Here is a 14,347-nt window from a genome sequence, read left to right as displayed (position 1 = left end):
GCGCAATGGGCTGGAAGTTGACTTGCCGTTTCATTCCAGCCGCCCATTAATAGGTAATTCGGATTTGACGCCTCGCCGTTAACCGGTTGAGGGTGCGAATACGCCGGCACCGGAACGGCGGGCACTCACGGCTTGTGAAACGATCAGATCCGCTCTGGGACACGGGCCCGGCGGCGCCCCGCGACCGGCCCGGCGCCCAGCAGATGGCGGTAGAGGACGTCCACCTGTTCGACCACGGTGCGCACGTCGTGCCTCGCGACGACGTGCTCGCGCAGTCGCGCGCCGCGTCGCTCGCACTCGATCGAGTCGGACAGCGCTTCCGCCATTCGGGTGGCGAGGGCCGGCACGTCCTCGGACGGCACCACCGCGCGCTCCCGCTCCGCCGCCGGCAGGCACTCCCGCGCGCCCGGTACGTCGGTCAGCAGCACCGGACGGGCGGCCGCCATCGCCTCCAGCGGGGCCAGCGCCATCCCCTCCCAGCGCGAGGGCAGCACCACCAGGTCGGCCGCCGCCAGCCACGGCCGCGGGTCCGCCACGTCCCCCACCAGCCGGACCCGGGCGGGCTCGGCCGTCTCCCGGACCAGCTCCGCCACCCGCTGCTCCTCCGGCCCGCCGCCGACCAGCGCCAGCCGGGCCTGCGGCACCCGGCGCAGCACCTCCGGCCAGGCGGCCAGCAGCACGTCTTGGCCCTTCTGCCGGCACAGCCGCCCGACGCAGACCGCGAGCGGGGCGTCCAGGTCCAGGCCGAGCGCGATCCGGGCGGCCCGGCGGTCGGCGGGCGCGTAGTGCCTGACGTCCACGCCGTTGGGCACCACCGCCCAGTCGGCGTGCACCCCGGCGGCCACGCCGTCGGCCCGCTCCTGGACGCTGACGCAGAGCAGCCGGTGCGCCCAACGGGTGGCGAAGCGCTCCCAGCGCAGGGTCGCGGCGGCCAGCGCGCCGTCCACGGCGGCGAAGGACCAGGCGTGCGGCTGGAAGACGGTCGGGACGGCGCCGCGCACCGCCAGCCGGCCGGCCAGTCCGGCCTTGGCACTGTGCAGGTGGACCACGTCGGGCGCGGCCGCGCGGACGATCCGGCGCAGCCGCCAGGCCTCGGCGACGGTGCCCGGGCCCGGCGAGCGCCCGGCGGGCCAGTCCTGGACCAGCGCGCCGACCGCGGTGGCCTCCTCGGCCAGCCGCCCGCCGCGCGGACAGGCGACCAGCACCCGGTGGCCGGCCTCGCGCTGTCCCCGGACCAGATCGGTGACGACGCGGGCGACCCCGCCGTCCACCGGTTGCGAAATGTGAAGGATCGTCATATGCACGGCGGCGAGCCTAGGGTGGCTCCCCCGTGCCGGGCGGCCCTCGTCACCCGGAGGTGGCGGTTCGGCCACCCGTACGGCTTTCGCGTCGTACGGGTGGCCGAACTACTCGAATTACCGCGCGATTCAGATGCATTGATGGATTTACGCATTCGAATCGCGCTGCCGTCGAAATTCCGGCCCGCCCGCCCGGCGGGCATCGGCCGGCCTCGGCGGCCTCGAAGGCCTCGGCGGACCTCGGCGGACCTCGGCGGACCTCGGCGGGTGTCAGCGGACCTCGGCGGCCAGGTTGGCCAGCACCTGGTCGTGGATCCGGTTCAGGCCCTTCGGGGCGAAGGTGCGCTCGAAGAAGCCGCCGATGCCGGTCGCGCCCTGCCAGGTGGCGGTCACGGTGACCTTGCTGCGGCCCTCGCCGGCGGCGGCGACGGTCCAGGTGATCACCATGCTGGAGTTGGCGTCCTTCTCCACCAGCTGGTCGGGCTTCGGCGCCGACACGGTGAAGAGGCAGTCGCGCACCCGCTTCTCGGTGGCCTGCAGCTTCCAGTGCACCTGGGTGCCGGCACCGGTGCCGCCGACCCGGACCTCGTACTCGCTGTACTGCGCGGGCAGCAGCTTCGGGCGGGTCACCTGGTAGTCGGCCAGCACCTCGTACACCCGCTCGGGGGCCGCGTCGTAGACCCGCTCGGTGGTGGCCTGCACCTGTCCCATGACCTTGCTCTCCTCGTGTGGTGGGTGGCTCTCACCGGCAAGCCAATCACAGGGTCACGCCCGTGACGCGGCGGGATAGGGTGGCCGGTGTGCTCGATCTGGTGACTGCAGTGCGCTACGTCGACCCGCTGCGGGCCGGCGGCTCCGTTCCCGGCGTGGTGGAGACCGACGACCTGGGAACGTACGTGGTCAAGTTCACCGGGGCCGCGCAGGGCCGCAAGGCGCTGATCGCCGAGGTGATCGTCGGCGAGCTGGCCCGGCGGCTGGGCCTGCGGGTGCCTGAGCTGCGGCTGGTGGAGTTCGACCCGGCCGTCGCAGCGGACGAGCCGGACACCGAGATCCAGGACATGCTCAAGGCCAGCGCGGGACTCAACCTGGGGATGGACCTGCTGCCGGGGGCGCGGGACTTCCGCCCGGGGATGATCGCGGTGGACTCCGTCGAGGCCGGCCGGGTGGTCTGGCTGGACGCGCTCACCGGCAACGTCGACCGCACCGTGCACAACCCCAACCTGGTGGTCTGGCACGGGCGGCTCTGGCTGATCGACAACGGCGCCGCGCTGATCTTCCACCACCGCTGGGCCGGCGCCGAGGCGGCCGTCGGCAAGCGGTACGACCTCAGCGCGCACGCACTCGGCGGCTCGGCCCCGGACGTCCGGCTGGCCGACGAGGAGTTCGGCCCGCTGGTCACCGTGCCGCTGCTGGAGGAGGTGCTGGCGCTGGTCCCGGACGAGTGGCTGGCGGACGAGCCCGGCTTCGACTCGGCGGACGCCGTCCGGCACGCGTACGTCACCCACCTGGCCGCCCGGGTGGTGCTCTCCGAGGAGTGGCTGCCGGAGGGCTTCGCCACGCCCGAGCAGCTGCGCGAGGCCGAGCGGCGGCGGGCGGCCCGGACCCGGGCCGGGCGGCCGGCCTGGCTTCAGGAGGTGCCGGACCTGCACGGCAAGCCGTCCGTGGAGACCGTGTGGGAGCACCACGTCGACGAGGGCTGACCCGGGAGTCGACCGGGGGCTGACCCGGGAGTCAACCCGGGGCTGGCCCGGAGGCCGGCTGCGCTCAGCCCATCGCGGGGCGGATCCAGCCGAAGTACTCGATCGCCGTGCCGACCAGCAGGCCGAAGCCGACCACCGGGAACGCGACGTCCCTGGGCAGCCGCTGCAGCCGGGCGACCAGGAACCCGAGGCCCAGGCCGAGCAGCGGGCCGGCGGCGAGCAGCAGGACGAGGAGCAGCACCGCGACCGCCGGACCGCCGGCGGCCAGGCCCATCACGGCGACCACCAGGCCGCCGGTCGCGACCGTGGCCAGCATCGGTGCGGCGAGCAGCAGTTGGCCCACGCCCAGGGCCAGCGCGAGCCGGTTCCGCTTGCCGGGAAGGGCCTGCCGGCCGGGGACGGTCTGCGCCATGCCGCTCAACTCCTGTGGTGACTCCGTCGGGTACGGACCCATCCTCGGCGGCGGCGGGGGCGGCGGCCTGAGTACGGCTACTCAAACGCGACCGGGGAGCGGGACCCAAGTGGCCCCGCTCCCCGGCTCAGCGATCAGACGTCGTCGCGACAGGTGTCGCCGCGATCAGGTGTCGTCGCGGTCAGCGCCTCAGCGCCACCACTGGACCGCCTTCTCGGCGTTGATGATGCCCGCACCGTAGAAGCCGTTGTCGTCGGCGCCGCCCTCGCAGGTGGCCTTCCACTGGCCGGCGCCGCCCGGGTTGTACTCGCCGGTCGGGCAGGCGTGGGACTCGGCCTGGTTGGTGAGCATCTCGGTCAGCTCGTCCGGGCTGGCCCACGGGAAGGTGCTGGCGAGCAGGGCGAGCACACCGGTGGCGTGCGGCGAGGCCATCGACGTGCCCTGCATGTAGCCGTACTTGCCACCGGGGAGGGTGGACAGGATGCGGCCGTTCTTGTCCGGGGTGTTCGGGATCTGGTACCGGGCGTCGCCACCCGGCGCGGCGACGGTCACGACGCCCTTGCCGTAGCTGGAGTAGTACGACTTGTCACCGTTGACGCCCACCGAGGAGACGGCCACGACGCCGGGCAGCTCGGTCGGCAGCGACAGGCAGTCGTTGGTGACCGGGCGGGTGCCGGGGGTGGTGTCGTCCGGGCTGGAGACGTCGGTGGTCTTGTGCGCCAGGTCGATGTTCTCGTTACCGGCCGCGGCGACGTTGAGGACGCCCTTGCGCTGCGAGAACGCGACGGCCTTGCGGACGGCGGCGGTGATGGCCGACTGGTCCTTGTCGTTCGGGCAGTTGAACATCCACGGGTCGATGTAGTAGCTGTTGTTCGTCACCTTGAACTGGTGCTCACCGGCCCACACGAAGCCGCAGATCGCGTACTCCGGGTAGATGAACCCGCCGTCGTCCACGACCTTGACCGCGGCCAGCTTGACGTTCGGGGCGATGCCGACGATGCCCTTGCCGTTCTTGGCGGCGGCGATGGTGCCGGCCACGTGGGTGCCGTGGTCACCGTCGGGGCCCGGCTGCCAGGCCTTCCAGTCGGTGTTCGGCTTGCCGCCGTCGATGCAGGAGACCGACTGGGAGGCGTCCACGTTGGCGGCCAGGTCCTCGTGGGTGCCGTCGATGCCGGAGTCCAGCACGCCGACGGTGACGTTGCGGCTGCCGAGCGAGAGCTTGTGCGCCTTGTCGACACCGATCTGGCGCATGTCCCACTGGTTGGCCTCGAGCGGCTCCTGGCCGGGGGCGGCCGCGGCGGCGGTGGGCTCGGCGACGACCTCGGCCTTCTCCCGGTCGGCGGCCGTGATGCCCTTGGTGCGGCTGGCACCGACGGAGTCGACACCCTTGGCCAGGCGCAGCTTCTCGGCGAACTTGGTGTCGGTCGACCGGGCGATGACGACGCCGATCTGGTCGTACGAGTAGACCACCGTGCCGCCGAGGCTCTTGACGGCCTGTTCGACCTTCTGCACCTGGCCGTGGTTGGCCTTGGTGTTGACGACGTAGCTGAGCAGCGGACCGGTCGTCGGGTCGGCCGAGGGGGCCGCGACGGCGGTGCCGGCCGGAAGCGCGAGGGCGCCGGCAGTGGCGAGCACGAGGCCCACCGCCGCGTACCGGGTCCGGCTGATCCGAGAAACTCTCATTGGGGGTGGCCCTCCCGAGTCGTCATGCGGCAGCTGCGGTTGGCAGGTGCGCGGGGAATGACCCGGACGCTAATGAATATTCGATGAGATGCGCAAGAGGTAGTCATCTAATCGTCACATCTAGATCAGCAACGGATGTTAGGAGTCCGCAGGTCAACAAGGGAAACAGGGACCAAGATTGTTAAAAAGTGATGGTTCGCCGACGTGCTTCCATTGCCGTCGAAACGGTGACCGGGCACCCTGCCCGCAAGGCCGCGGCGCAGCTACAACGCGTACAGCCGACGGGCGTTGTCGGCGGCGATCGAGCACGTCAGCCGCTGCGCGTCGGCGGCGGAACACGCACCGTCCGCCTGCCAACGATCCAGCAACACGGCCAGTCCGTGCCGGAACTGACAGGTGCCCACCAAGAAAAGTTCGGGTAGCCCGTAAGCGTCGGTGGAGAACAGCATTTTGCCGAACGGTGCCAGTTCCAGCATCTCGCCCAGCACCGAGGCCACCTGCGGGCCGGTGTAGGAGGCGGTCAGCCCGAGGTCGGTGAAGACCGTCGGAAAGGCCTGGGCGAGCCAGGCGGCGTGGCGGTGGTACGGGTAACAGTGCAACAGGACCAGCGGGACGCCGCTGGGCTCGGCGGCTCGCACGAAATCCGTCAGCAGGGACGGGTCGGCCCGGTGCAGGGTGAGGTCCGGATCCCCGAAGCCGGTGTGGAGCTGGATCGGCAGGCCGAGCCCGGCGCAGACGTCCACGGCCGTCCAGAGCAGGTGGTGCAGCAGGACCGGGTCGGTCAGCCGGTCGGACCCGCCGCGCAGCCGGGCACCGGCCGCGGCCACCACGGCCCGGCGGGCGGGCCGTTCGGCCGGGGCGGCCAGGCCGTACCGGTAGGCGAGCACCGACTTCACCGCGACGGCCCCGCCGGCGGCGGCCGCCAGCGCCTCGGCGACGGCCGACGGCCAGTCCTCGGCGCCGGAGGCCACCGTCTCGGCGACGGACTCCAGCCGGACCACCTCGCGCACCGACGCCCCGGCGGCCGCGGCCAGTTCGGCCGGCGGCAGCAGCGGCAGGCCCGCGGCCTCGGTCAGCCCGGTGTCCACCAGACAGGTGTCCAGCCCGGCCGCGGCGAGCAGCCGGCCGGTCGCCTCGGCGGCGCCCAACTCGCGCCGCCGGGCCAGGTACTCGGCGGCCGGAGCGTGCACCGGCAGGCCGAGCGCGGGCGGGCACCAGCGCCGCACGGCGAGGCCGAGCGCGCTGTCGAAGGGCGAGCAGCCGGGCGCGGGCGGGCGGTCGGACTCGGTGAGCAGCCCGGCCAGGGCGTCGTCGGTGAGGTCGGCCGCCACCACGCTGTGGCAGTGGTGGTCGACCAGCGCGGGCGCCCCTGCGGACGGCGCGGGCCGCGGCCGGGCCACCGGTCAGTACCGCCAGCGGGTGGCCGCGGCCAACTCCTCGGGCGTGGCGGTGGCGTACTGCTCGGCCTCCGCCCGGCGCACCGCGAGCACCGCCTGGTACAGCGGCTCGCCGAGTGCCTCGCGCAGCACCGCCGAGCGCTCGTACGCGGCCAGCGCCTCGGCGGGGGCCTGCGGCAGCCTCGGTACCGTGCCGGGCTCGGCGGCCGCCGGGTCCCCGGTGAACTCCGGCGGCAGGGCCCGGCGTTGGTCCAGTCCGGCGAGGCCGGCCGCGAGCACCGCGCCGACCGCCAGGTACGGGTTGGCGCTGGCGTCGAAGCACTTGACCTCGGCGTTGGCGGCGGCGGCCCGCTCCCCGGTGGAGCCGGTCACCAGCCGCAGCGCGGCCTCGCGGTTCTCCAGGCCCCAGCACTGGTAGGCGCCGGCCCAGTGCGAGGGCACCAGCCGCAGGTACCCGGCGGGGCTGGAGCAGCCCAGCACCAGCAGTTCGGGCAGCGCGTCGAGCACCCCGGCGAGGAAGCCCTCGGCCTCGGCCGTCAGCCCGTGCGGGCCGGAGCCGCCGTGCCCGAGGTTGTGCCCGTCCCGCCAGAGGCTGAGGTGGAGGTGCCCGCCGTTGCCGACCGCGCCCGCCTCGACCACCGGTGCGAAGGAGACCCGCAGGCCGTGCTTGGCGGAGACGGCCCGGACGGTGTGCCGGACCAGGACGGAGGTGTCCGCGGCGCCGACCGGGCCCTCGGGGGCCACCGAGACCTCGAACTGGCCCGGGGAGTACTCGGGGTGGATCTGCAGGACGTTCAGCCCCTGCTCGCCGAGGGCGCGCAGGACGTCGCGCAGGTAGTCGGAGAGGTCGGTGAGCCGGTGCATCCCGTACGCGGGGCCGTGCGTCGGGTACTGCGGCTCCTCCTGGGGGGAGCCGGCGAGGGCGACCACCCACTCGACCTCGATGCCGGCCTTGAGGCTCAGCCCGCGCTCGGCCGCCGCGGCCTGCGCCCGGCGGGCGAACAGCCGCTGGCAGCCGGGGTGCGGGGCGCCGCTCTGGGTGTACCTGTCCCCCGGGGCCCAGGCCCAGCCGGGCTGGCCGGCCAGCGGGACGATCCGCTCCAGGTCGGGGTAGAGCCTGAGGTCCCCGGTGGGGCCGCCGATGATCGGGCTGGTGGTGATCGCGTCGTCGGCGAGGAACACGTCGAAGCAGGGCGCGGTGCCGACGCCCCACTGCGCGGCGTGCGTCAGACCGCCGAGCGGCACGGCCTTGACCCGGGTGACGCCCGCGTTGTCCACCCAGGTGACGGCCACCGCCTCCACGGCGGCGGTGCGCAGCCGGTCGGCGGCCAGCTGGGCGCGCTCGGCCCGCTCGGCGCGCGGGGGCAGCGCGACGGCGGCCGCGGAGCCGGCGGCGCCGAAGGGCCCGGCGCTGCCGGAGGGCTGGGCGGCGCCGGGCGCGGTGGGGCCGGCGGTGGCGGTTCCGATGGTCATGTCACCATGCTGCCCCGCCGGGTGGGCTTCCGTAACTCCCCTATCGGGTGGTCCAAACGGAAGCCCGTCCACCCGTTCACCCGTTCGGGGCGAACCGGGCCACCAGCTCCCCGGCGGTGATCCGCTCCAGGGCGTCCGGGGCGGCGTCCAGCCGGCCCGGGTAGAGCCGGTACAGCGTCCCGCTCGCCCCCTCCGGGACAGGCACGTCGGCGTGCACCAGGGCCGCGAACACCCGTGATCCGCCGAGGCGTTCGGCGATCAGCCGGGCGGTGTCGTCGGCCGGCTGCTCGGTGCGGTGGTCACTCTCGTGCCGCCCGCGCAGCCGCTCGGCGAAGGCCGCCACCGACTCGTCCGCGCCCCGGTGGTAGCGCCCCAGCCCGAGGCCGGTGCGGTCGCGCACCCACACCTCGTCGGCGGCGGCCGCGGCGGCGGCGCAGCCGAGGTCCCACAGGGTGGCCCGGGTGCCCGTCGCGAAGTGGGTGGTCACCGCCTGGGCCAGTGAGCCGATCTCGGCGTGGTGCCGGTAGACGTTGTGGAACCCGGCACCGGAGCCGACGTTGAGGTCGGTCCAGGTGAAGCTGCGGGTCTGCAGGTCGACGATCATCGGGACGCAGATCCTGGCGTCCCCGGCGAGGTCCAGCCGCTGGCGGACGCTCCTGGGGTGGAAGCCGCCCGTGCGCTGCCGGGCCGCCTCGGAGGGGGTCAGGGTCATGAAGCCGGCGAACGCGTCGGCGAGGTCCTCGAAGGGGATGTCGTTGTAGCTGAACACCACCACCACGGCGTACCGGGCGCGGGCCTTGCCCAGCGCCCGCAGGTCGAGGTCGACGAACTCGGTGGCGCCGTGCGGCGGCGGGGCGGTGGTGAAGTCCCCGGAGTGGACGGCGGCACGCGGGCCGAGCACCAGCCGGGTGTAGTCGCACAGGCCGGTGAACTGCCACTCCTCGTCGTAGAAGGCGACCGACAGGTCGAGGTCCACCCGCTGCGGCGGGCGCTGCGTCCAGTGCACGAACAGTCGCAGGTACTGCCCGCTCGGGAGCCGCTGCACACTGCCGCGCGGCACGGCGACCAGGGTCTTGGCACTGGCCCGCTCGGCGAACGGGACCACCAGGTCGGCCAGGCCGGCGTCCAGCACGGCCGCGTCGTAGCGCTCGGACTTCCCGGCCCGGCGCAGCAGTTCGGTCTCGATCAGGGCGCAGACCGGCGCGCTCAGCCCGGCCGGGACGGGCGTGCCCCAGTCGTGGCGGGAGTGCGCCGAGGCGACCCGGCCGCGCGGGAAGTACAGCCGTTGCTCGCCGATCCCGCGCGGCGCGCGCAGCCGTCCGTACGCGCCGAGCAGCGGGCCGGGGGCGACCGCGCCCAGTGCCGCCGGCAGCGCCTCGGCGAGTTCGGCGGGCAGTGGTTCGCGGGGGAACCAGGTGGCGTGCACCCGCAGCAGGTGGTGCAGTCGGCGCACCAGTTCGCCGGGGCGGCGGGCCAGCAGGCGCACGGCGGCGGGCAGGTCGCCCTGCCCGAGGGCGTGCTCGACCCGGGCGGCGAAGGTCTCCACGGTCAGCCGGGTGTGGCCGCCGGGCGTCTCGCGCACCCGGAGCGGGGCGGGCGCCTCGCGCAGCTGCGGGCCGAGGCCGTGCAGGTCGAGGTCGCTCTGCCGGAGCACGGCGAAGGCGGCCGCGGCGTACGGGAAGCGGGCGCGCTGCTCGTACGGGTGCAGCAGTTCGCCGGCCCGCAGCCAGGGCTGCCGGTGGCGGCGCAGGTCCTCGGCGAGGGTGCCGACCGGGAACGCGTCCAGGACGGCGAGGAGTTCGCGGCGCAGCGGTCGGGGCAGGTTGCGCAGCCGTAGGGTGCGGGCGGTCTCGGGCAGCAGGTCGGGTTCGGCGCCGGACCAGGCCCAGATCAGCCGCAGGACGTCGGTGGCGGTGGTGAGGTGGGCGGCGAGCAGGGGGCGGGTGTGCTCCGGGTCGCGGCGCAGCAGCGCGGCCAGCACGGTGGCGCGGCTCTCCCGGACCGGGATCTCGACGGGCAGCCAGGCGGCCGGGTCGGCCGGGGCGTGGTCGAGCAGCAGGGCCAGGTCCTCGCGGTCCTGCGGGTTCAGCGGGGTCCGCCGGCCGAGCAGGGCGGCGAGCGCGGTGCCGGCGAGTTCGGCCGGGTCGTCGGCCTCGGCCAGGCGCAGCGGGCGCAGGGCGCTGCCCGGCTGGAGGGTGCGGGCGGCGTGCCGGGCGGCCCGGGTGTCGGTCGGGAGGTGGCGCTCCCGCTCCAACGGGGTGCGGCAGACCGGGCAGTGGCGGTCGTCGAAGGGCTCGACCAGGTCGTCGTAGCAGTCGCCGCACAGCAGGTGCGCGCAGGGGGCGAGCGCGCCGATCCCGGCGTCCAGGCTGCTGCGCTCGCAGCAGAGGCAGATCTGGCTCGCCTGGCAGAGGAGGTAGCCGCGGATCGCCGCCGAGTAGTCGGCCTGTGCGTGGGAGGGAACGCCCTCGGGGAAGCGGCGGAACAGCGGCTGGTGGCGGCGGTCGGCGCCGAGCATCGTGTCGATCCGTGCCAGCACGCGCGTGCCGGCCTCGGCCAGTGCGGCCGGGCGCAGCCGTCCGAGCGCGGCGCGCAGGTCGCGGGTCAGGACGTGTCCGCGCTGGGCCAGGTCGGCCTCCAGGGCGATCAGGCCCTTGGCCGTCCAGGGGTCCGGCTCTCCGGGCGCGGCCCCGCCCTCGACCAGGACCGTCCCGTGGCGGCGCAGCAGGTAGGCGGCCAGCCCGTGTTCGGGCGCCGCGGCGCTCGGCTTCTTCACAGCTCTTCCCCCGTCGGATACGACAAAGCGGGGGCGGAGAGTGGGCGCACTCGGTCATGTGAAAGATGAGAGAAGGAAGCACGCCGCGGAGCCGCCCCCGCGTCGGTCACCCTAGCGGGCACGGGCCCCGCGCCCGAACGGTTTTCCGCCCACGCCCTCTTCCTACCGGCGAGTAGCTTCGCTACAGTGGCCGCACGCACCACCGCCGGGCTTCGGGAGCCGCACCGGCGGGAGCCTGCGGTCGCCGTGTCTGCGGCGCTCGCGCGGTGCGCTTTCACCGGCCGGTGCCGCGAACCGCGGCGGGCCGGGTTTCCCTCGCATCAGAGCCGCTTCCTTCACCTTCGAGCGCCTGAGTACCACGGCACACCCGCAGTTCGGCCGGAGCGGACCGGCCGCTGCCCGGGTGGGCCGCACCCCGTCATCTCCCCAAGCCCCCGCGCGTGAACCCTCCTCCGGCGGCGGCCGCCCCCGGCGTACGGGCGCGGCGGCGTGCCCGCCGGAGCACGCGCGGGCCCTTCATGACTAGGAGTCAGGACAGATGGAGCGTCCCTTCCCCACCGTCGCCGTCGTCGGCCTCGGCACGATGGGTGCCGGCGTCGCGGTGGCCGTCGCCAAGAGCGGCCGCCGGGTGATCGGCATCGAGGCCACCGAGGACTCCGCCGCCCGGGCCCTGGCCCGGATCGAGGAGGCGACCGCGCACGCGGTCGACCGGGAACGGCTCACCGCCGAGGAGCGCAGCGGGCTGCTGGCCCGGATCTCCGTCGGGCACGAGCTGGCGGCCGCCGCCGGCGCGGACCTGGTGATCGAGGAGGTGCCCGAGCAGCTGGAGCTGAAGCGGGAGGTCTTCGCCGAGCTGGACCGGATCTGCCCGGAGACCACCGTGCTGGCCACCGGCACCACCGCCCTGTCGGTGACCCGGATCGCCGCCGCGACCGCCCGTCCGGAGCGGGTGCTGGGCCTGCACTTCTTCAACCCGGTGCACACCATGAAGCTGGTCGAGGTGGTCCGCACCGTGCTGACCTCCCCGCAGACCGCTGAGGACGCCGCCGCCTTCGCCCGGGACCTCGGCAAGGAGCCGGTGGCCGCCGGCGACCGGGCCGGCTTCGTGGTGAACGGCCTGCTGTTCGCGTACCTGAACCAGGCCGCCTCGATGTACGAGTCCAAGTACGCCTCGCGGGAGGACATCGACGCCGCGATGCGGCTCGGCTGCGGCCTGCCGATGGGACCGCTGGCGCTGCTCGACCTGATCGGCGTCGACACCGCGCGCACCGTGCTGGAGGCGATGTACGAGCAGTCCCGGGACCGCCTGCACGCCCCCGCCCCGATCCTCGGCCAGCTGGTCTCGGCCGGTCTGCTCGGCCGCAAGTCCGGCCGCGGCTTCTACACCTACGAGGCGCCGGGCTCGTCCAAGGCCGTGGACGCGGCCACCGGGCCGGCCCTGCCGAAGGTGCCGGGCCGCGAGGTCCGCACCGTCGGCGTCTGCGGCTCGGGCACCATGGCGACCGGCATCGCCGAGGTGTTCGCCAAGGCCGGGCACCCGGTGCTGCTGGCCGCCCGCAGCCAGGAGAAGGCCGACCGGGCCAAGGCGCAGCTGGCCAAGTCCCTGGAGCGCTCGGTCGCCAAGGGCCGGCTGTCCGCCGAGCAGCGGGACGCCGCGCTGGCGCTGGTCACCCCGGTCGGCCAGTACGCCGACCTGGCCGACGTCGACCTGGTGGTCGAGGCGGTGGCCGAGGACCTGGGGATCAAGCGCGAGCTGTTCGCCACCCTGGACAAGATCGTCAAGCCGGGCGCGGTGCTCGCCACCACCACCTCCTCGCTGCCGGTGATCAGCTGCGCGACCGCCACCTCGCGGCCGCAGGACGTGATCGGCATGCACTTCTTCAACCCGGCCCCCGCCATGAAGCTGGTCGAGGTGGTCTCCACCGTGCTGACCGCGCCGGACGTCACCGCGACCGTGCTGGAGCTGACCGCCAAGGTCCGCAAGCACCCGGTGGAGTGCGGCGACCGGGCCGGTTTCATCGTCAACGCGCTGCTCTTCCCCTACCTGAACGACGCGGTGCGGATGCTGCAGGAGCACTACGCGACGGTGGACGACATCGACACCGCGATGAAGCTGGGCTGCGGCTACCCGATGGGCCCGTTCGAGCTGCTGGACGTGGTCGGCCTGGACGTCTCGCTGACCATCGAGCAGGTGCTGCACCAGGAGTTCCGCGAGCCCGGTCTGGCCGCCGCGCCGCTGCTGGAGCACCTGGTCGCGGCGGGCTGCCTGGGCCGCAAGACCGGCCGCGGCTTCCGCGACCACGCGCGCCGGTGACCACGCCGCAGCCCGGTGGCGGCGGCCCGTACGCGGCCGGCCCGCCCTCCGGGACCCCTCCGTACGGCGCCGCTGCCCACGGCAACGGCACGCCGCCGCGCGGGGCCGCGCCCGCCGCGCGCCCGGCCTGGAGCCCAGGGGCGGTGTCCTCGCGCTGGCCCCGGCCGGCCGTGAGCGCCCCGGTCGCACCGGTGCGCCGGGGAAGGCCCGCGGCCGCGCCCCCGGGGCCGTGTAGCGTTCCGGACATGGATCGGGTTCAGTCAGCCTCCCCGCAGCACCCCGCCGGTTCGCACGGCACCGAGCGGACCGCCCCCTCGACCGGGGGTACCGGGCCGGAGGGCGGGCCGGGCAGCCGCCGGGCGGCGGCGCAGCGCCAGCAGATGCGCCAGGACCTGGCCACGGCCGCGATGGAGCTGTTCGCCTCGCAGGGCTACGAGGAGACCACGGTCGACCAGATCGCGGCCGCCGCCGGCGTGGCCCGGCGCACCTTCTTCCGGTACTTCCGGTCGAAGGAGGAGGCGATCTTCCCGGACCACGACGACACCCTCGTCCGGGTGGCCGACCTGCTGGCCAGCGCCGAGCCGGAGGAGCACCCGCTGGACGTGGTCTGCCGCGGCATCAAGGAGGTGCTGCGGATGTACGCCTCCACCCCGGGGGTGTCGGTCGCGCGGTACCAGCTGATCCGTCAGGTCCCGGCGCTGCGCGAGCGGGAGATCGCCGTGGTGGCCCGCTACGAGCGGCTGTTCACGCGGTACCTGCTGGGCCGGTTCGACACCGGCGAGTCCATCCCGTCCGGCTGGCAGCGCGGCGGCGAGGACGACTCGATGCTGGCCGAGGTGTCGGCGGCGGCGGTCGTCGCGGCGCACAACCACGTGCTGCGGCGCTGGCTGCGGGCCGGCGGGCGGGGGGACGTGGAGGCGCAGCTGGACCACTCCTTCGAGGTGATCCGGCGGACCTTCTGGGCCTCCAGTGCCCCGGGTGCCAGACGCCGGGGATCTGTGGTGGCACCCGGTGCCAGTGGGATGCCCGGTGACACCGTGGCAGAGAGCGCACTGAGTGCCAGTCCCGGAGGTGAGGTGCTCATCACAGTCGCCCGGACGGACGCCCCGCTGGACGTCGTGGTGGACAGCATCCGGGCCGCACTGAGCGGTATCCGGGAGCCGTAAGCCCAGTATTTTCGCAGGTCAGAGCGATATCAAAGGCCCGCGCCGATTCGTCGGCGCGGGCCTTTCGGCTGCCCGCGCAACGCGCGTCACGCGCCGTTTCGGCCCTTTTCGGCCGGTCGGAATTCGTG

10 protein-coding genes are annotated in these 14,347 nt (G+C 74.3%); 3 read left to right on the top strand and 7 right to left on the bottom strand.

The window, feature by feature from the left end:
- Positions 1–143: 143 nt before the first annotated feature.
- The gene (locus ABTY56_RS29170; protein ID WP_350632298.1) at positions 144–1,298 is read right to left on the bottom strand and encodes a glycosyltransferase; all 1,155 of its coding nucleotides are present in this window, start codon (positions 1,296–1,298) and stop codon (positions 144–146) included.
- 270 nt (positions 1,299–1,568) lie between these two features.
- Entirely contained in the window at positions 1,569–2,009 is a 441-nt protein-coding gene (locus ABTY56_RS29165) for an SRPBCC family protein (protein WP_350632245.1), read from the bottom strand.
- Between the two features lie 89 nt (positions 2,010–2,098).
- On the opposite strand from ABTY56_RS29165, the gene ABTY56_RS29160 reads away from it, so the two are divergent.
- A complete protein-coding gene (locus ABTY56_RS29160) occupies positions 2,099–2,998 on the top strand; it encodes a HipA family kinase (RefSeq protein WP_350632243.1) in 900 nt (299 codons plus the stop codon).
- Positions 2,999–3,062: 64 nt separating this feature from the next.
- Here ABTY56_RS29160 and ABTY56_RS29155 read toward each other — a convergent pair whose 3' ends face one another.
- The 5 genes from ABTY56_RS29155 to ABTY56_RS29135 form a co-directional block, all read right to left on the bottom strand.
- A complete protein-coding gene (locus tag ABTY56_RS29155) occupies positions 3,063–3,410 on the bottom strand; it encodes a hypothetical protein (protein WP_350632242.1) in 348 nt (115 codons plus the stop codon).
- Between the two features lie 189 nt (positions 3,411–3,599).
- Positions 3,600–5,093: a S8 family peptidase gene (locus ABTY56_RS29150; RefSeq protein WP_350632240.1), complete on the bottom strand. Its 1,494-nt coding sequence runs from the start codon at positions 5,091–5,093 to the stop codon at positions 3,600–3,602.
- A 263-nt stretch (positions 5,094–5,356) separates the two neighbouring features.
- A complete protein-coding gene (locus ABTY56_RS29145) occupies positions 5,357–6,493 on the bottom strand; it encodes an amidohydrolase family protein (RefSeq protein WP_350632238.1) in 1,137 nt (378 codons plus the stop codon).
- A 3-nt stretch (positions 6,494–6,496) separates the two neighbouring features.
- Positions 6,497–7,963, bottom strand: coding sequence for a type I glutamate--ammonia ligase (locus tag ABTY56_RS29140; protein WP_350632237.1), 1,467 nt, complete (start codon positions 7,961–7,963; stop codon positions 6,497–6,499).
- A gap of 76 nt (positions 7,964–8,039) precedes the next feature.
- Positions 8,040–10,739, bottom strand: coding sequence for an MXAN_6230/SCO0854 family RING domain-containing protein (locus ABTY56_RS29135; RefSeq protein ID WP_350632235.1), 2,700 nt, complete (start codon positions 10,737–10,739; stop codon positions 8,040–8,042).
- A gap of 538 nt (positions 10,740–11,277) precedes the next feature.
- Here ABTY56_RS29135 and ABTY56_RS29130 point away from each other — a divergent pair.
- Positions 11,278–13,053: a 3-hydroxyacyl-CoA dehydrogenase family protein gene (locus tag ABTY56_RS29130; protein ID WP_350632233.1), complete on the top strand. Its 1,776-nt coding sequence runs from the start codon at positions 11,278–11,280 to the stop codon at positions 13,051–13,053.
- A gap of 245 nt (positions 13,054–13,298) precedes the next feature.
- The gene (locus ABTY56_RS29125; RefSeq protein ID WP_350632232.1) at positions 13,299–14,219 is read left to right on the top strand and encodes a TetR family transcriptional regulator; all 921 of its coding nucleotides are present in this window, start codon (positions 13,299–13,301) and stop codon (positions 14,217–14,219) included.
- The last annotated feature ends 128 nt before the right edge of the window (positions 14,220–14,347 follow it).

This window comes from Kitasatospora sp. NPDC097691 (genome assembly GCF_040302665.1).
Classification (GTDB): domain Bacteria; phylum Actinomycetota; class Actinomycetes; order Streptomycetales; family Streptomycetaceae; genus Kitasatospora.
The sequence above is the reverse complement of the archived record's forward strand: the minus strand, read 5'-3'. Positions and strand labels throughout refer to the sequence as shown.